Annotated in this window: 19 protein-coding genes and 1 tRNA gene; 11 read left to right on the plus strand and 9 right to left on the minus strand. The window is 55.6% G+C overall.

Annotated elements, in window-relative coordinates; all coding sequences use genetic code 11:
• Positions 1 to 199: 199 nt before the first annotated feature.
• The gene (locus tag VI895_14535; protein HLG21016.1) at positions 200 to 493 is read right to left on the minus strand and encodes a hypothetical protein; all 294 of its coding nucleotides are present in this window, start codon (positions 491 to 493) and stop codon (positions 200 to 202) included.
• A 12-nt stretch (positions 494 to 505) separates the two neighbouring features.
• Between VI895_14535 and VI895_14540 the strand changes: the two genes are divergently transcribed.
• From VI895_14540 to VI895_14555, 4 genes are all read left to right on the plus strand, one after another.
• Positions 506 to 730, plus strand: coding sequence for a hypothetical protein (locus tag VI895_14540; GenBank protein HLG21017.1), 225 nt, complete (start codon positions 506 to 508; stop codon positions 728 to 730).
• A gap of 363 nt (positions 731 to 1,093) precedes the next feature.
• Positions 1,094 to 1,567 (plus strand): hypothetical protein, encoded by a 474-nt coding sequence (locus tag VI895_14545; GenBank protein ID HLG21018.1) that lies wholly within the window; start codon positions 1,094 to 1,096, stop codon positions 1,565 to 1,567.
• A 1-nt stretch (position 1,568) separates the two neighbouring features.
• Positions 1,569 to 1,793 (plus strand): hypothetical protein, encoded by a 225-nt coding sequence (locus VI895_14550; protein ID HLG21019.1) that lies wholly within the window; start codon positions 1,569 to 1,571, stop codon positions 1,791 to 1,793.
• Positions 1,790 to 2,497 carry a hypothetical protein gene (locus tag VI895_14555; GenBank protein HLG21020.1) on the plus strand — a complete coding sequence of 236 codons (708 nt, stop codon included), beginning with the start codon at positions 1,790 to 1,792 and terminating at the stop codon, positions 2,495 to 2,497. Before VI895_14550 ends, VI895_14555 begins: the two co-directional genes overlap by 4 nt.
• Before the next feature lie 640 nt (positions 2,498 to 3,137).
• Here VI895_14555 and VI895_14560 read toward each other — a convergent pair.
• The 7 genes from VI895_14560 to erpA all read right to left on the minus strand — a co-directional run bounded on the left by VI895_14560 (position 3,138) and on the right by erpA (position 8,486).
• Positions 3,138 to 3,212: transfer RNA gene (locus VI895_14560), tRNA-Val, on the minus strand.
• 1,583 nt (positions 3,213 to 4,795) lie between these two features.
• Complete coding sequence (locus VI895_14565; GenBank protein HLG21021.1) at positions 4,796 to 5,410, minus strand: histidine phosphatase family protein; 615 nt, start codon at positions 5,408 to 5,410, stop codon at positions 4,796 to 4,798.
• Positions 5,411 to 5,412: 2 nt separating this feature from the next.
• On the minus strand, positions 5,413 to 5,937 hold the full coding sequence (locus tag VI895_14570) for a hypothetical protein (protein ID HLG21022.1): 525 nt from the start codon (positions 5,935 to 5,937) through the stop codon (positions 5,413 to 5,415).
• A gap of 72 nt (positions 5,938 to 6,009) precedes the next feature.
• Positions 6,010 to 7,236, minus strand: a complete 1,227-nt coding sequence (locus tag VI895_14575) for a hypothetical protein (protein HLG21023.1) — start codon at positions 7,234 to 7,236, stop codon at positions 6,010 to 6,012.
• 209 nt (positions 7,237 to 7,445) lie between these two features.
• The gene (locus VI895_14580) at positions 7,446 to 7,856 is read right to left on the minus strand and encodes a molybdenum cofactor biosynthesis protein MoaE (GenBank protein ID HLG21024.1); all 411 of its coding nucleotides are present in this window, start codon (positions 7,854 to 7,856) and stop codon (positions 7,446 to 7,448) included.
• Positions 7,856 to 8,101: a MoaD/ThiS family protein gene (locus VI895_14585; GenBank protein HLG21025.1), complete on the minus strand. Its 246-nt coding sequence runs from the start codon at positions 8,099 to 8,101 to the stop codon at positions 7,856 to 7,858. Before VI895_14585 ends, VI895_14580 begins: the two co-directional genes overlap by 1 nt.
• A gap of 55 nt (positions 8,102 to 8,156) precedes the next feature.
• Positions 8,157 to 8,486 carry an iron-sulfur cluster insertion protein ErpA gene (erpA, locus tag VI895_14590; GenBank protein ID HLG21026.1) on the minus strand — a complete coding sequence of 110 codons (330 nt, stop codon included), beginning with the start codon at positions 8,484 to 8,486 and terminating at the stop codon, positions 8,157 to 8,159.
• A gap of 155 nt (positions 8,487 to 8,641) precedes the next feature.
• Between erpA and lipA the strand changes: the two genes are divergently transcribed.
• The 7 genes from lipA (at position 8,642) to VI895_14625 (ending at position 16,638) form a co-directional block, all read left to right on the plus strand.
• A complete protein-coding gene (gene lipA, locus VI895_14595; GenBank protein HLG21027.1) occupies positions 8,642 to 9,544 on the plus strand; it encodes a lipoyl synthase in 903 nt (300 codons plus the stop codon).
• Positions 9,532 to 10,506: an alpha-ketoacid dehydrogenase subunit beta gene (locus tag VI895_14600; GenBank protein ID HLG21028.1), complete on the plus strand. Its 975-nt coding sequence runs from the start codon at positions 9,532 to 9,534 to the stop codon at positions 10,504 to 10,506. Before lipA ends, VI895_14600 begins: the two co-directional genes overlap by 13 nt.
• A gap of 12 nt (positions 10,507 to 10,518) precedes the next feature.
• A complete protein-coding gene (locus tag VI895_14605) occupies positions 10,519 to 11,847 on the plus strand; it encodes a dihydrolipoamide acetyltransferase family protein (GenBank protein ID HLG21029.1) in 1,329 nt (442 codons plus the stop codon).
• 16 nt (positions 11,848 to 11,863) lie between these two features.
• Complete coding sequence (pdhA, locus tag VI895_14610; protein HLG21030.1) at positions 11,864 to 12,916, plus strand: pyruvate dehydrogenase (acetyl-transferring) E1 component subunit alpha; 1,053 nt, start codon at positions 11,864 to 11,866, stop codon at positions 12,914 to 12,916.
• Positions 12,917 to 12,932: 16 nt separating this feature from the next.
• Positions 12,933 to 14,381, plus strand: a complete 1,449-nt coding sequence (gene lpdA / locus VI895_14615) for a dihydrolipoyl dehydrogenase (GenBank protein ID HLG21031.1) — start codon at positions 12,933 to 12,935, stop codon at positions 14,379 to 14,381.
• 166 nt (positions 14,382 to 14,547) lie between these two features.
• Positions 14,548 to 15,576 (plus strand): thiamine pyrophosphate-dependent dehydrogenase E1 component subunit alpha, encoded by a 1,029-nt coding sequence (locus VI895_14620; GenBank protein ID HLG21032.1) that lies wholly within the window; start codon positions 14,548 to 14,550, stop codon positions 15,574 to 15,576.
• 3 nt (positions 15,577 to 15,579) lie between these two features.
• On the plus strand, positions 15,580 to 16,638 hold the full coding sequence (locus VI895_14625) for a transketolase C-terminal domain-containing protein (GenBank protein ID HLG21033.1): 1,059 nt from the start codon (positions 15,580 to 15,582) through the stop codon (positions 16,636 to 16,638).
• 123 nt (positions 16,639 to 16,761) lie between these two features.
• On the opposite strand, the gene VI895_14630 is transcribed toward VI895_14625, so the two are convergent.
• Positions 16,762 to 17,177, minus strand: a 416-nt coding sequence (locus VI895_14630; GenBank protein ID HLG21034.1) for a hypothetical protein, incomplete at its 5' end; no start/stop codon positions are given.

The following is a 17,177-nucleotide window of genomic DNA, read 5'->3' on the forward strand; positions in this document are numbered from 1 at the left end:
CGCCCCATTTCTTTGGCCAACCCTATGATTTGATCCACATGATCTTCGAATCGACTTTTCCAAACCAGCGCCAACGCATCACTGTCGATGAAAACACTCGACCATTCCTTCTTGGAATTGAGGGACGCACGACATAACCCGAATTTATACGTTCATGAGCCGGTCTTTAAATTACTCAATGGCTCAGAATCAGCCCTGTCTAAAACCGGTGCGAAGGGACGGTCCATCCGATTTTCTCGACTCGTTTTACGGGATCCTGTTTCGCCTTCTTCCCTTCATAAACAAGAAATCCAGCAACATTCAATTTCCGACAGTAGTACCTTAATCCCGCCGGCCAAGGTTGAAAGGAGCTTTTCGCTTCGATCAGGGCCATGGGTTTTAGATCTCTGCATACCACAAAATCCACTTCCCGCCGGTCTTGGTCTCGAAGATAGTAAAGTTCCCACCGGCCGTACCCTTGCTCCGACCGAAGGTCTTTTTCTATCGCGCGCACGCGGGAGCTGAGGTGGACCTTGTAATCGAAAAGAGCGGGCGACTCATTCCGGTTGAGGTCAAAATGGGAATCTCTCCGAGGAGCACTTCTTCCCTTGAACAATTCATGAAGGATTTTGCGGTCAAAAAGGGAAACATCGTTAATAAGGGAGGGGAAGACCGCACTGAACTGAAAAAAGGAATTTGGATGTTGAGTCTCGGAAGTTTTCTGAAAGGACTTGGGATTTCAAAGTTCTGATTGGAGTGCCAGAGACGCACGCCTGCATCCGAACTCCAACTGAACAACAAGATCCGAACCCCTCGGACCGAAGGCCTGCAGGTGCAACGGCGTGAAACGCGGGAAGTGTTCATGTCTGCTCATCGGTCACGAATCAGAAAAAATAGAGGATCGAGGAATCCAGCGAAAGCCAATCCCATGGTAATGGCAATTGGGAGGAGAATGACAAGGAGCATAAACCTCAGGCACGTTCTTTGTGGGGAGCGTCATGGCCGCTCTTACCTGAGAATCGGCGAACCATGAGGTCCGTTAGGTGCGAAGAACGAGCGGACGCCGCTTCTGAGCCTCAATACGTGAAAGGTTCATGCTAATATCATCGTTTGGATGAATGAAATAAGGAACTCGATTTGCCGGCGTTTTTTTGTGGGCTTCCTCTGCGGCACAGCCCTGGCCAGTGGGGGCTGCGCGACCACCGCATCCACCAGGTCCGAAAACGTGAAGACGTCGGGCCTCTACGCCGACCTCAGCGTGACCCACCGACCGGACGACAGCGTGACCGTGTCCGCGTCGCTTCACGTCGGCGGACGTTACGGAACAAGCGTCACGTTGTCGGGGGTCGATCATTGGGAGGTGAACGGAGAGGCGTTCCCGGCGTCGGACCCTGGGTCGACACTGATAGCGCCCGCGGCCGATAGCACTTACAACCTGACGTTCGTGCGGAGCGATGAGCAGGTGACGACGACCATCGTGGCCCCGGCGAATCCAACAATCCTTAGCCTGACGCCAGATAAAATCCGCGTAACCGACAGGCTGACGATTACTTGGGATGCCACCGCCCGGCACCCAACTGCAAATTAATGTGACGGGCGACTGCCTCACGACGCAGCAGGCATACAACACTGCCGACGACGGGACGTTGACCACGGACATGTTCAGCGCCACCCCCGACCCGAGGACCACCTGTCCGATCGACATCGCAATCGTTCGCACCACGACGTTCAGAGTCAACTCTTCCTTCGAGGGAGGCCTTGCTTCAGGACTTCGCAGCGCGATCGGGTCCGTCGAGTATATCGGTAACAATTGAACATGCGCAGGGCGAACGAATCAAGGATCTCGAACTCCCGACGCTTTTTTGTGGTCTTTATCTGCGGCACAGCCCTGGCGAGTGGGGGTTGCGCACCTCGCACCGATTCCGAGAATGTGGAGACGTCAGGCCTCTACGCCATCCTCCGCGTTACCCACCAGCTGGACAACGCCGTGAGTCTCGCTGCCTCGCTTCGCGTCGGCGGACCCACTGGGACGAAAGTCTCGTTGAGCGGGGCCGATCATTGGGAGGTTAACGGAGAGACGTTCCCTCCCCAATTATCACACATAGCACCCACGGCCGATAACACCTACAATCTGACATTTGTCCGTAGCGACGAGCAGGTGACAACGACCGTCATCGTCCCGGCCAGTCCGACGATTCTTGGCTTGACACCGGACAAAGTCCGCTACAACGACCGGATGACGATCGCCTGGGATGCCACCGCGCCGGGCGACCAATTAATTATTAGTGTCACGGGCGAGTGCATCAAGACGCAGTCTTTCCTCCCTCGCGACAGCGACGGGACGGTGACCACAGAGCCTATCGTCAACAGCGATGCCGCCCAGGCGTCCGCCACGTGTCCGATCGACGTCCAAATCGCGCGCATCACGGGGTTCAAAGTCAACTCTTCCTTTGAAGGAGGCGATGCCCAGGCACGCCGCGAGGCGGCCGCGGCCGCGGAATACATCGGGGCCAATTAAGAGAGTGCCAACAATTTAATAACAATGAATTAATCGTGGCGGAAGTTCTTCGGAGCGCGGAAGCGATGAAAGTGGCGGTCGCTCATCTTCAGCCTTTTGATCGGCCGCGGGTGGCTGCCAAGTGGCCTTCGGATCAATATCTTTCCCGCTGGGGTTTTTCGAGTAGTCAGGAGATAGGTATGCTTGCGTAATGAAAAAGAAATCCAAATTTGACGAGTTCTCGCGACGGCAACTCGTTGAGAGCGTTCGGCGCAAACTTTGCGGCGTCAGAAAACAAAAGGCCGCCGACGAGCTTGCCAACATCCAAGGCACGCTCGATCGGCTCCTCGGTGCCCGCTTAAACGGCGTTGTCGATACCTCGGAGTACTTGGCTAAGAAGGAGTCCTTCCTGAATCGCAAGCTCGAAATGGAGGGCAAATTAACGCAACTTAACCGGTCAACCATTTCGTGGCTTGAACCGGTCAAGGAGTTTCTCGAAGCGGCCCACCTGGCGGGTCCAATCGCAACGGACGAAAATTTAGAAGCCCAAAAAAATTTCTTTCAAAAAGTTGAATCGAACCCCGCCCTGAAAAGTCGAAAGCTCAGTTATTCCTATCACTTGCCATGGTCGATTTTGGCCGGGCGGGACAAAATTTCTGGATGGTGGGCGATGCAGGGATTGAACCTGCGACTTCCACCGTGTGAAGGTGGCACTCTCCCGCTGAGTTAATCGCCCCGGATTCCGAGAAAGTGAATCGGAAAGATTCGCCGTGTACCTCAAAAAGCGCCAAAAGAAAACTCAACGAGCCTTCCTTGGTTCTTTTCGTCGGCTTTACACAATCTAAACAATGCGTCCCCTGGGAAAAACGCACCCATCTGTGTTTCCGCGAGATGGTCCGGGCAGTTTCGACTTGAACGCGAGAATAATTTTTCCGGCAGTCCGGCGCCCGGAAAATGGACAGGCGTGGCGTCGACGCTCGCTTGAAGCAAGCGCCGTATGTGTTTCAGTCGCAGCCACACCTTTTTCAGACGAATTGAAAAAAACTCATCCGATTTTTTCTGAAAGTCTCGTGCGAGATTTTCGAGACGCATACAGAGTCGTTGACCCTTTGAGTTCGAGCCGATAGAACGCTGGACACTCAGGGACGGGGGAGCCGTCCGTGTGACACCGTTGAATCGGTGAAAAAGATCAGACGGGTTAGCGCGCTCGGTAGAGTGAAATGCTGATGCGCGGTCGACGGAAAACTTCGAAGTCGATTCGCTCGATCAAACGTCCTCCCTTTTGGAGGTCGTGGCGGCGGAAAACGGCAAGGAAGGAGCCTGGATGAAGATTCGGGCAGAGGCCGCGGAGAGAAGACCCGAGAGATGAGAAACCCAGGGGAGCTCGAGCGGACGGGCGAAGAGTAACAGCTGCGTTCGTCATGCGACTCACCGGCGGGAAGAAACCTTTGAAGCCGAACGATTAAACGGGCGACTCGACGGCCCGTTTCTTGGAAACGGCAAGAAAGGAAGAAGCATTCGAAAGAATGCTCGATCGCCGCGTGGGTGAAAAACTCCGAAGGGTGAATCCCAAGGGCGTTGGGGACTGAAATAATTCCCCCCGGCGATTCCAAGAATTTTCGTCGCAGCATAAGAAAGCAGCGGCGGGAAACTCCGACCGAATGTCGGAGCCCTCTGGATGGAATGAGGGAAGCAGGCTTGGACCGCCAGGAAGCGCCGAAGGGAGACAAACCCCACACGAGGTTCCTCCTGAACAAGGAGGTAATGAGGCCGGAAAATACTCTGAAGTGGAAACGAACGTCATGGGCGTTGAACTCTTGCAATTTGACGGAGCGGTGCCCGCTTCGAAGGCCCCAGGGTCCGTCGAAAGGACGAAGGGGAGGAGCCGAATGCATGAGGCTCTAGAAGTCAGCGTCGGGAATGCGCCGAAGACGACGTTAACCACAAGAGAGGATTTAGGGGCCGCGGCGACGAGGCTCACCTCATCCGGACCTCTGAAAACCCGCAAGGGGACAGCGTGCGGACGCCATCCCTCCCCCGCTCTGAGCCTAACCGGCTGTTGAAAAGGACTCGCACGCCTTGTTGTCCATCGTCCCTCTCATCCGCGGATGCGGGTGGGCGAAAAGAACACACGGGACGCTTATTCCCGCCGGTTCCGCCGCCTCCAATTCAAGGTCGGCGTCGCCGAACGAAACGATCACTTGTGTTTTTTGGCTGCGTCGATTTTCCGGCGGATTCGCGCCTTGAGTTTCCGCTGGCGCTTTCGTTGCCTTGTCTTCGGACTTCGACGATTGTCTTTCTTTCCCATGGTTCTCCTCTTTACAAATCTACAACCGCTTCGTCTCCGCTGCGGTAATTAAATAACGACATCACCCAGCGATCGGGATTCCCGCCTACAATGGTGAGGGAGGCGTTTGAAATCCGAAACCGCCGGAACTCTTCAATCGGCTGCCGGAGAAGGTGGCTGATCATCGTCCTCAGGGGATCCGCATGCGAAACCAGAGCGAATCGGCCGTTTGGATTCTTGTGGACAATCTCTTCTATGAACCGGGCGGTACGTTCCAAAACCTTCGGAATCGCCTCAAAACCGTCATGTTGAACGCTGGCCGGGGCTTTCCGATAAACTTGATACAATTCGTCCGTCTCCAGCTCCTCCCACGACATCCCTTCCCAGCGGGGAAAATCGACTTCGCACAACGCCTCCGCGATTTCGACTTTCATCGCGCGAGCCTCTGCAACCACATCCGCCGTTTGGCGCGCTCGAAGCTGTGGACTCGAATAGACCGCATCCAGCGGAAGGCGCTTCATGACTTCCGCCAAAGCCTGAACCTGTGAGGCGCCGCGATCGTTAAGCGGGACGTCAGACCTCCCCATCACGCGGCGGGTTGCGTTCCACTCCGTCTCGCCGTGTCGAATAAGGTACAGCCGCGCCAACGCTAAAAGTGGTATTGCGCCGAGATGAATTGCCAGGCGAAGTAAAAGTTATCGTCGAAGTTCGGCGTAATATTGAAGAGAATGCTGGTCTCCAACGCGAAATTCGTCGTCAAATAAACGTCCGTCCCGAACCCCATGTTGATGAGGAAACTGGTGTCATCCCCTCTGCGATCCACATCGATATAGCTGAGCCCCGCTCCCGCCTGAACGAAAGGCTTTACGCGCTTGGCAAATCCGGGGGCGGGTAGATCAAAGACACCCCGTACATTCAGGGAGGGAGAGAGCAAGAATATGTTGTCGTCCACGCCGAACTGAAGCAGCGGCCCCACGGCGATGTTCTGATGCACGAAGTAATGTCCTTCGACTCCCATCAAAAAAAGATCCGGAGAGAGCGTAAATCCCAAGCCGCCGCCCATGGACAACGTCTGGGCCCGTGACCGGTCGGAAAACTGGAAGTCCTGGGCCAATGCCGAGGAAGCCGCCATACTCACCGCACAAATAAGAACTACGCTGAATTTCTTGTTCATTGTTTCGCCTCCCTAAGAAATGAGGGTCAGAACCCTCGCACAGGAGGCCGAGTTTGGCAAGCGCTGCGGATTCTAGTGATACGTAATCGAAATGCTCGCACCGGCATCGGGAACTGAATCAAAGCAAACTTGGTTCCCCGTAGGAACGTACGAGAATCCGCTCGAATCCACTGCAGCACCATTCACCGTCGCCGCAATAGACGCCGTATCGGTGGGCACTTTGGAAAGAGCGAAGCAACTCTCGAGCCCGGACACCTGAAGACCTAACTTGTCCATCGTGCTGGCCCAATTACCGCAGACGTCCGTCACGCTACCCCCCAACAAGTTGGCGATCGCAATGTATCTCTGGCCGATCTCCTCCGTCGATCCGAGATAGGTGCAAAGAGCCTGGTCCGCGGGATCCGTGCTAATCACCGTTGAAACGATGGCGTGTGCGCGAACTTTCTTACCACCCGACTTAAGTCCTTGAAGGAAAGCGATATGATTCGCGACAAAGGGAAAGTATGCATACCGATTGTTGAAAAGGCGTCCCCCATCTTCCAGGTCCTGCGCCATTTCCTGACGGAGCGCCGTGATATCGTCGGCCGTCACGCCGGCTTTGTTGTCCCAGCTGTTTGAGCCCGGGGGGTTTCCGTCCTCTTGATCCTCCTCATCGCTGACAAAGAGAACTTGAAGGTCCGCATCTGATCTCAAAAAACCGGGGTTGAGTGGGGCCGGCGTTGCACTGGAGTTCCACGGCCCCCTGGGATATGAGGCATCGAGCGCGCGGCGTACCGATTCCACCCCGTTTTCCCTTCCGGAACCATTGTCCCCCACAACAGCACAGGCCCCGAAATCGGCTGCGTTGCTCGATGTAATGACCGAGCCGCCATTCTCACCGCATCGGGGTTTGAGCATGCTGTCGGTGCCCGAATCGCTCGTAATGATCATCAATTTAAAATCGACGTTGGACGCCACAAGCCGATTTGTAAAGGTGCTGGCGTTGGCTTTTAGAGCGTCTTGATTGTTACTCATGCTGCCGGAACTATCGACCATCCAGACGATGTCGACTTTTGACGAAACCGAAGCTTGCGTGAACGCATCGGTTACGGTCTCACCGTCTGTACAATTGCCGGGCGCAGTACAGTTCGGGTTTGGGACGAACGGGTTCCCCGGCGTGGTCGGAGGAGGCGGCGGCGGACCGGAACCTTCCAGATCCCAAGCAAAGTTCGAGGAATTCTGGCAGCCGGAGAGCGCAAACATCGCCCCCGCCGACACGGCGATCAAAACAAGAAACATTGAAAGTTCTCGTCGATTCATCGGATTTTCCTCCTCGTATTCGGGTGTGGAGCTGAGGCCACACGACCCCAATGGATAATCTCATGCAAAAGATACACCCCCCTGGTTACCCGTTAAGTTTCTTAAATTACTTGATATTATAAATTTTGATTGATTACTGGTTTGAAAAGTTACGAAACTTTTGCATGATTCTATGTAACTTTTGCGTAAAGAAAGTTCCGGAAAATGCGCTACTTTTTCCATCTGGATCCCGATTCCCGCATTTCCTTTTTCCAGATCGGAACGCTCCTCTTGATCTCGTCGATGACGAATTCACCCGCCAAAAAAACTTCCTTGCGATGCGGGGAGGCCGCAAGCACGATCACGCTGGTTTCGCCCACCGCCAGTATTCCGATCCGATGGGCCGCCGCAAGACGAACGTCCGGCCACTGTTCGATTGCCGAGTGGAAGATCTTTTCGATCTCCTTTCTCGCCATCGAATCGTATGCTTCGTATGTAATTGACGTGACTTTTTCGCCGTCGTCGCGATCGCGAACAATCCCTTCAAACGTCACGACCGCACCGCAATTCGGCGCCCAAACAACATCACGCAACGGGGTTACGTCGAGCTTTTGATTCGTGATGTCAATATACGGTTTCATCATCCACCTGATACCGGCGGGAGCAGCGCCAGCTCGTCTCCATCCGAGAGCACATAGTTCTTTTCAACGTAGGATTGGTTTGCAGCGTAGAGAATCGATGATTTCAGAGGGAGAATTTGAGGATATTTATCTCCGAGCCGGTCGAAGACTTGTGCTGCCGTGGTCCTTCCTTCGAGATCCCAATGGAACTCAGATGTCCCTATGAGATCCTTTAGAGAAGCAAAAACTCGGATACGAATGTTCATAAAGAAAGCGGAGCCCGAAGGCTCCGCCTCTTTTAGACTCAAACTCTTAAAAGAATCAAACGGTGAACGAACTGCCGCAGCCGCACGTGCCTTTGGCGTTCGGATTGTTCACGACGAAGCCGGAGCCGCGAAAATCCTCGACGTAGTCGACGGTAGCCGCCGCAAGATAGGGCGCGCTGTGCGGGTCGACCAAGACTTTGATCTCCCCTTTTTCGAGCACGGTATCGCCGTCCTGCTGGTCGTCAAACGCAAATCCGTATTGGAAGCCCGAGCAACCCCCGCCCTGAACGTAAATGCGCAGGCCTTTACCGTTCGAACTCTTGTCGGCCGCAGCGAAAGTTTTCACTTTCTCGATGGCCTTCTCAGTGATCGTGAGTTCTAACATTTCTTCATCTCTCCTTAAGTGTTCGAAATGACGCTCTTATCTTAGTTCCTTGGGGAGAGCGTTTCAACCGCCCTAACCCTTGGAATATTGAGCTTTTATCTGTTGTCGTAGCGTTTGCCAAGCCCTGGGCCCCTCGGTATAACTTTTTGTTCCGAATGAGTTTTCAGCCAAAACCAGCATGGATTAAGGTGCGCCCGCCGGGAGGAGCAGCCTTCAACCGCATTCACGCACTGCTGCGCGATCGAAAACTGCATACCGTTTGCGAAGAGGCCCGCTGTCCCAACATCGCCGAATGTTGGAGCGGAGGCACAGCGACCCTTATGCTCTTGGGGGATGTCTGCACGCGCGGTTGCCGATTCTGCGCCGTAAAGACGGGAAATCCGCGTGGTCTCGTGGATCCGAACGAACCTGCCAAGGCGGCGGAGACCGTCTCATTGATGGGACTGAAGTACGTCGTCCTGACATCGGTCGATCGGGATGACCTTCCCGATCAGGGTGCCGGACAATTCGCCCACACAATCAACGAGATTCACCGTCAATGCCCCGATACGCTGGTGGAAGCCTTGATCCCCGATTTTCGCGGCGATCGCCAAGCTCTGAGTGACGTGATCCGGTCCCGCCCCGAAGTGCTGGCTCATAACGTTGAGACTGTGGATCGACTCACACCGACGGTCCGGGACCACAGAGCCACGTACCGTCAATCGCTAAATGTGTTGATGGAAATGAAACGGCTTCGCTCCGACCAGTGGACGAAAAGTTCGATCATGGTCGGTCTGGGGGAAACCGATGACGAGCTTCACCAAGCGTATGCCGACCTTCGAAGGGCCGGCGTCGATTTCCTGACGATCGGTCAATACCTTCAACCGACGCAGAAACATCTGAACGTGATTGAATTCGTATCGCCGCAACGATTTGAAGAGATGAAGAAAGACGCCCTCGCGCACGGTTTCCGATATGTCGCTTCCGGCCCCCTGGTGCGCAGCTCCTATCGAGCGGGTGAGTTTTACATTCGTTCCATCGTCAAAGACGAAGATGCGAGGGACGTATGGGCCAGCTGACGATTCTTCAGGCCGTTACCGCGGGAATTCGCGACGAGATGCAACGCGACGACCGTGTCGTTCTCTTCGGCGAGGATGTCGGCCTCAACGGAGGAGTCTTTCGGGCGACGGATGGTCTTCAAAAGGAATTCGGAGAGTCGCGCGTCTTCGACACTCCGCTTTGCGAAAACGGAATTCTCGGCGTGGCCTGCGGCATGGCGCTTTACGGCCTCCGTCCGATCGCGGAGATTCAGTTCCTCGATTTCATCTATACGGGCTTCGACATGATCGTTTCGGAGATCGCCAAGATGCGATACCGGTCAGGCGGCCAGTTTTCGGTACCGATGGTAATTCGAACGCCCTACGGCGGGGGAATTCGGGGCGGGCTTTACCATTCTCAATCCACGGAAGCGTATTTCATTCATACTCCCGGCTTGAAAGTCGTGATCCCCTCGACACCGTACGATACGAAAGGTCTTTTGATTTCAGCGATCCGGGATGAAGACCCGGTGATCTTTATGGAACCCAAACGGTTGTACCGATCCGCGAAAGGGGATGTCCCCGAAGGCGATTACACCGTTCCGATCGGCAAGGCCCGCGTCGTTTGCGAAGGGGGTGACGTGACCGTCCTAACGTATGGAGCGATGGTGCCTGTGGCCGAGGCCGCAGCCACCGAAGCCCTGGAAAAAAGTATTTCCGCCGAAGTGATCGATCTCCGGACATTGTTACCCCTCGATCTGGAAACGGTACTGGAATCCGTTTCAAAGACCGGACGCGTCGTCATTGTTCATGAAGCTGCGAAAACCGGCGGGTTCGGCGCCGAACTTTCCGCGCTGATTGCGGAGAGGGCGATCGAGGTTTTGGAGGGACCGATCGTGCGCGTGACCGGCTACGACACGCCCTTCCCTTATACGTTGGAACATGATTATCTGCCCGACCCCGCGCGCGTTCTGGCGGGGATTGAAAAGGTGTTTCGTTTCTAAAAGGAGGGAAGGATGGCCTACGAATTCAAATTGCCCGATATCGGCGAAGGCGTCACGGAAGGCGAAATCGTCAAATGGCTCGTGAAAGAAGGGGACAGCGTCGGCGAAGATCAGCCGATCGTCGAGATTATGACGGACAAAGCGACGGTTGAAATCGCGGCTCCCAAGTCGGGCCGGATCGAACAGTTGATGGCCAAAGAAGGCGCCGTGGTTCCTGTCGGAAGCGTTCTCGTCAAGATTGCCGTGGCCGAGGAGTCCGCGATGAAACCGGCGCGCCCGCCGGCTCCGGCGAAAGGACCGACCGCCGACACGCCACTTTTTTCGGCGTCTCCAGCGCCCTCGCGGACTTCAGCACCCGCGCCGACTCCCACTTCTGCGGCACCATCCATCTCAGCAAGCACCGGGGGACAACGGGTCTTGGCCTCTCCCGCCACACGAAAACTCGCGCGGGAGATGGGCATCGACCTATCCGCCATACCGGCAACGGGGCCGATGGGGAGAGTTGTGAAAACGGATTTACAGAACATCGGTATGGGAGCGATGAGAGCCGGAGCACCGGTGGCGGCGGTGACCGCTGGACGGCCCGATGTGTCTACGAAGGCGATCGAATTCGGCCGCCGCCGGCCGACGCAGCCCCTGACGGGCGAAGAACGGATCCCGCTGCGCGGAATCCGGCGAAAGATCGCCGAGCATATGGCGGTTTCGAAACGGACCGCCGCTCATTTCACGCACGTCGACGAAGTCGACATGACCGAGTTGGTCGATCTGCGCCATGCGTATTTGGAAAACGCCGGGACGCGAAGTGTGAAGCTGACGTACCTCCCTTTCATCATCCGGTCGATTTGCGCGGCGCTGCGGGAGTTTCCCGGCTTGAACGCCAGTTTGGATGAAACCAAGGGAGAGATCGTCGTAAAGCATTACTACAATATCGGCGTAGCGGTGGCGACCAGCACGGACGACCTGGTCGTGCCGGTGATCAAAAATGCCGACAAGAAAACGATTCTTCAGCTGGCGCAGGATCTGCAAATTATTTCGGAGAAGGCGCGAACCGGAAAACTAAGCCCCGAAGATCTCTCGGGCGGCACGTTTACGATCACGAGCATGGGAAACCTGGGCGGCGTCCTCGCAACGCCGATCATCAATTATCCCGAAGTCGGAATCTTGGGATTTCACAAGATCATCGACCGGCCGGTGGTGCGCGACGGCCAGATCGTGGCTCGAAAAATGGCGAATGTTTCTCTCTCGCTCGACCACCGCGTCGTCGACGGCGCGGTCGCGGCGTCGTTTCTCAACATGTTCATCCGCTATCTGGAACAACCGGGACTCCTGATGCTCCAGTGATCGTGTGGTGACGACAATGACCAGATCTGTTCAGCCTCGTGCGGAAATCGTCGCCACACGATCACACGAACGGTGGACGTCCATTTATCAATCGATGAAGCGTCAACGCATGATCGACGAAAAAATGGTCCTACTGCAACGGCAGGGGAGGATCGGCTTTTACGGACCGATCACCGGGCAAGAAGGCGCGGCGATCGGAAGCGTAGCCGCGCTCGAGCCGCGGGACTGGGTCGTCCCGGCTCTCCGCGAAGCAGCCACCGCGCTCTATCGAGGACTCCCCTTGGATACCTACATCGCTCAACTCTTCGGGAATTCGGGGGATTGGATTCAGGGACGCCAGATGCCGTGCCACCACACGTATCGCGACGGGAATTACGTCGCGATGTCGAGCTGCGTTGGAAACCAACTTCCCTGCGCGGTTGGAATCGCCATGGCGGCTCAATATCGAAAAGATCCTGTCGTCGTCCTCGCCTATTTGGGAGATGGTGCGACTTCGGAGGGCGATTTTCACTCCGCAATGAATTTTGCGGGCGTGTACAAATCCCCGGTCGTCTTTTTCTGCCAAAACAATCAATGGGCGATTTCCGTTCCGGCCGCGAAACAGACGGCGTCCAAGAATTTCGCCGTAAAAGCCGCCGCGTATGGATTCGAGGGAGTTCGGATCGACGGAAACGACGCGGTCGAGGTTTTTGAAACCACGCAAAAAGCCGTGAAGAAGGCGCGGAAAGGGGACGGCCCGACGTTTATTGAAGCGGTCACGTATCGCATGGGAGGGCACACGACTTCCGACGACCCGGCGCGATACCGAGATCCGAAAGAGGTGGAGGCCTGGGCCAAGAAAGACCCCGTCGATCGGTTGAGAAAACATCTGGAAAAGAACAAACTATGGAACAAACAGCAGGAGAAGCAGCTGGAAGAGGAATTCACGACCGAGCTGAACGCGGCCATTGAACGGGTCGAAAAACTGCCTCCCCCTCCGCTGGAATCGATGTTCGAGGATGTCTACGCGGTGATGCCTCCGCATCTCCAAGAGCAGCGCGACCAGGCCCTGGCGCGCCACGCGAAGTAAGCGAAAGGAAACCGAAATGGCAAACGCACCTATGAAGAAAGATGTGGTCGTCATCGGAGGAGGTCCCGGAGGGTACGTGGCCGCCATCCGCCTGGGACAGTTGGGGAAGTCGGTCGCCTTGGTGGAAAAAGAGCAGGTCGGAGGGGTCTGCCTGAACTGGGGATGCATCCCCTCCAAGGCGCTCATCCACATCGCCAAGCTTTACGAGGAGATGAAGAACGCCGAAGAGATCGGAATCACGTGCAAGAACATCGCCATCGATCTCAAGAAAGCCCAGGCGTGGAAAATCGGCGTTGTGAAAAAGCTCACCACTGGAGTGTCACAGCTTTGCAAGGGTCTCGGTGTTGAAATTCTCAAAGGCACGGCGGATTTCGAAACGCCGAATCGCGTTTCCGTGAAGGGATCCAACGGGGGCGCGCAAACGGTCGAATTTACGAACGCGATCGTGGCCACCGGCTCGCGGCCGATCGAAATTCCCGGCTTCAAAATCGACGGCAAACAGGTCGTCGATTCAAAGGACGCACTCGATTGGACGGAGGCGCCGAACAGAATTCTGATCGTCGGCGGGGGCGTGATCGGAATGGAAATCGGGATGCTTTATCAAAAATTCGGAACAAAAGTGACCGTCGTCGAAATGTTGGACCAGCTTCTTCCCGGCACCGATGCCGATATCGCCCAGTTTCTCATGATCGCCTGCCGAAAGAGGGAGATAACGGTTCATCTTTCGAGTAAGGCTTTGGGCTGGGAAAAGAAAAAGGACGGCCTCCATGTCAACGTCGAAACCCCGAAGGGAAAGGTGAACGTCGTCTGCGACGTCATTCTTCTTTCGGTGGGCCGCAGTCCAAACGGAAAGGGTGTCGGACTGGAAAGAATCGGCGTCCGGGTCGATGCCAAGGGCGCTATTCCGGTGAATCAAAAACTTCAAACGAGCCTTCCGCATATATTCGCGATCGGCGATGTGGTCGGCCCGCCGCTCTTGGCGCATAAGGCTTCGAAGGAAGGCCTGGTCGCGGCGGAAGTCATCGGGGGCAAACCGGAAGTCTACGACGTTCAAGCCATGCCGGCGGCCGTATTTACGGACCCTGAAATCGCCACCGTGGGAATGAGCGAAGAGGACGCCAAGCGAAAGGGGTATTCGACGTTCACCGGCAAGTTCCCCTTTGCCGCGTCCGGGCGGGCGGTCTCCACCGGAGCGACGGAAGGATTCGTGAAAGTCGTAGCGGAAAAGGGGACGAATCTTCTCCTCGGTGTTCAAATTATGGGGCCCAGCGCGGCGGATTTGATTAGCGAAGCGACGCTGGCGATTGAAATGGGGGCCAGCGTGGAGGATCTGGCGCTCACGGTCCATCCGCATCCGACCCTCTCGGAGTCGGTAATGGAAGCCGCTGAGGCGGCGCACGGGAAAGCAATTCATACGGTCAATCGCACTCCATCGCAGGTGACCCGTGCCCATGGCACTGTCTAACGCGGATTAGTCATGAGGGAAACGTTGAATTCGCCGCATCTCTGCGTTGGGTGCCTGCGAGCGGTCCTCATTTACGTTTCTTGTAAACTCCGGTCCATTCTCGGCGCCCGCCTTGACCTGCAGCGAATTCAAGCGTTTCGAAGTAAATCGATGCGTCTCGTGAACAATGGGAACTAGAAATAAACTTAGAATTATTTCGGGGAAAGACGAAACGCCGTTAAAGGCCGCTTCCTGGAAACCGGCGCCGCTCGACAAACGGAAGGCGTATCGCTTCATGGCTCAGGCGCGGGCGCTCGAGGAGCGGCTGATTAAAATGAGCAAATCTTCGGACGGCTACTTCTGGATCGGCGGTCCGGGGGAAGAAGCTTTTAACGTCCCTCTCGGTCTCCTGATCAAGAAAGGGGAAGGCCTCGACTACGACTTTCTCCATTTCCATTACCGTCAGTCCGCGACCATGCTCGCGATGGGGATGGAAATCATCGATCAGATTCGCCAGATGGCCAATCGGGTGACGGACCCGTTCTCGGGCGGCCGGAATTTCGCAAATCATTACTCTTGGAAAAAATGGAACGTCGTTCCGGTGACCTCCCCCATCGAAGTGCAATACTCCGTGGCGCCGGGAACGGCACTGGCCCAGCTCCGTCACGGCGGAGACGGCATTACAATCGTGACCGGAGGAGACGCGGGAACCGCCGAGGCCGACTTTCCGACCTGCTTGAACTGGTCGAGCCGCCCGGGGCGAGAGCTCCCGATCTTGATTATCGTGACGAACAACAAGTACGGAATCTCGACACCCTATAATGAGGTTCACGCCGACCGAGTCATCGCCCGCCGCGCGGAACCGTTCGGAATCAAATGCGACACCGTCGACGGGAACGATCTTGTGGCATCCTACGACAAACTCAAGGAGGCTATGGCGTACGTTCGAAAGGAACGAAAACCGTTCCTTTTGGAGGCTTACGTCTCCCGGCTCCACGGCCACAGCTCCTCTTCCGGCGCCTTGCGCGTCACGAATGAAACCGACTGTTTGACGGAATTCGAGAAGCAGCTGGTGAAAGAAAAGCTCTTTACGCCGGCCGAATGCGAACAGATTCGAAAAGATTCCGCCGACGAGGCGTTCGAAGCTCTCAAGAAAGTCCGCCAAGAGCCGTTTCCCGATCCGGCCACCATCTATGATCACATTTTCTCGGACTGAACCATGGCGACGATAGCTCAAGCGATTCGAATGGCTCTGCACGTCGGTGAGACCCGTCTCGGCGTGAAAGATATTTTCGGCGAGGACGTCGGCCCGCCGCTGGGAGGGGTGTTCACCTGCACGCAAGGACTGAAGACGGCGTGGAATTCCCCGTTGGACGAGAGAGGGATCGTCGGCACGGCGTTCGGCCTGGCCCTTGCGGGGCAGCGACCGGTGGCGGAGATTCAATTTTGCGATTACATCTTCAATACGATCGACCTTTTAAAGATGGCCGGGAACTGCCGATGGAGCGGCAACGGCGACTGGGAAGTTCCATTGGTGATGATGACGCCGGTCGGCACCGGAATTCATGGGGCGGTTTATCATTCGCAATCGTTCGACGCGATGGCGACTCATATGCCGGGCTGGAAAGTCGTTTTTCCTTCGAACCCGATTGATACGTACGGACTTCTGATTTCCGCCATTAAAGATCCGAATCCAGTCATGTTCCTTTACCCCAAAGCGTTGATCCGGGTTCCCGGCGAAGAGCGGATTCCCGGCGAACCGGAAGACGCCAGAGCGCTTTCTCAAATGATCGACGCCCCGTTGGGGGACCGGACGAAGTGGACACCGAAGTGGCCCGACCTGCCCGACTTTGAAATCCCAATCGGCAGCGCCAAACTTTGCCGCGAAGGAACGCGTCTCACAGTCGTGAGTTACGGCCGAACGCTCCCGCTCTGCGTGAAAGCGGCCGATAAACTTCGCGACGAAGCCGGTATTTCCGCCGAAGTCATCGACCTTCGAACCCTCTTTCCGTACGACTGGCCGGCGATCAAGGGTTCGGTTCAGAACACAAAGCGGATTCTGGTCGTCAACGAAGATACCGAGGTCACAAACTTCGGCGAACATCTGGTTCGCAAAGTGGTCGACGAATGCTTCTATGACTTGGAGGCTCCGCCGAAACTCCTGGCGGGCGCGAACACGCCCGGTGTAGGCCTGGCTTGGCCGCTCGAAGAAGCGTCGGTGCCCCAGGAATCGACGATCGAACAGGCGATGCGCGAAGTCGCTTCGGCGCAACCATAAGTCGTACCGAGTTTCGATTCCGTTCGGGAGCGCCATAGCCAGCTGAGTAGAACATGACCATATAGAAACTCGGGTACTTCTCTGTTCGAAAAATACGTAGCATCGGACGTGATGGACAACCAGTTAATTGCCAAGCTTGTGCGGAACCTGGATTTCTGGAGGATCCCAGGGAGCACCAAGTATTACGCTATCGTTCGGGGTCTCAGTTTTTACCTTGTACCCCTTTGGAATCTGAAACAATGACTTCTCAAACGTTTCTTTTTGTACTTCCGACAACGCAAAACTATACCGGCTCTCTTGTTGGCCGGTATTTATATCGTTCGAGACTATTGACTGATATTCAAGAACAAGTCCGAGTTTAGGCACATGAAACAGGACCTCTGAAGACCGTCCATATTTCAGCATTTTTAAAACGGGTCGCAGCTCTCTCTCAAAACGCTCGCTCACGCAGGCCGTTTCCTGATCATTTTTGACAATTCTTTGAAAAATGCTGCATTCGTAGTTCGCAATATTCTTTTTCGTATTTTTTGGCTCCCTTG

It is taken from the genome of Bdellovibrionota bacterium (assembly GCA_035292885.1).
Taxonomy (GTDB): Bacteria; Bdellovibrionota_G; JALEGL01; order JALEGL01; family DATDPG01; genus DATDPG01.

Excerpts from the sequence above, each read along its gene's own strand:
- VI895_14545 (HLG21018.1), top strand. The coding sequence starts at position 1,094 with ATGAATGAAATAAGGAACTCGATTTGCCGGCGTTTTTTTGTGGGCTTC.
- VI895_14570 (HLG21022.1), bottom strand. The coding sequence starts at position 5,937 with ATGAACAAGAAATTCAGCGTAGTTCTTATTTGTGCGGTGAGTATGGCG.
- VI895_14575 (HLG21023.1), bottom strand. The coding sequence starts at position 7,236 with ATGAATCGACGAGAACTTTCAATGTTTCTTGTTTTGATCGCCGTGTCG.
- VI895_14580 (HLG21024.1), bottom strand. The coding sequence starts at position 7,856 with ATGAAACCGTATATTGACATCACGAATCAAAAGCTCGACGTAACCCCG.
- VI895_14585 (HLG21025.1), bottom strand. The coding sequence starts at position 8,101 with ATGAACATTCGTATCCGAGTTTTTGCTTCTCTAAAGGATCTCATAGGG.
- erpA (HLG21026.1), bottom strand. The coding sequence starts at position 8,486 with ATGTTAGAACTCACGATCACTGAGAAGGCCATCGAGAAAGTGAAAACT.
- lipA (HLG21027.1), top strand. The coding sequence starts at position 8,642 with ATGAGTTTTCAGCCAAAACCAGCATGGATTAAGGTGCGCCCGCCGGGA.
- VI895_14600 (HLG21028.1), top strand. The coding sequence starts at position 9,532 with ATGGGCCAGCTGACGATTCTTCAGGCCGTTACCGCGGGAATTCGCGAC.
- VI895_14605 (HLG21029.1), top strand. The coding sequence starts at position 10,519 with ATGGCCTACGAATTCAAATTGCCCGATATCGGCGAAGGCGTCACGGAA.
- pdhA (HLG21030.1), top strand. The coding sequence starts at position 11,864 with ATGACCAGATCTGTTCAGCCTCGTGCGGAAATCGTCGCCACACGATCA.
- lpdA (HLG21031.1), top strand. The coding sequence starts at position 12,933 with ATGGCAAACGCACCTATGAAGAAAGATGTGGTCGTCATCGGAGGAGGT.
- VI895_14620 (HLG21032.1), top strand. The coding sequence starts at position 14,548 with ATGGGAACTAGAAATAAACTTAGAATTATTTCGGGGAAAGACGAAACG.
- VI895_14625 (HLG21033.1), top strand. The coding sequence starts at position 15,580 with ATGGCGACGATAGCTCAAGCGATTCGAATGGCTCTGCACGTCGGTGAG.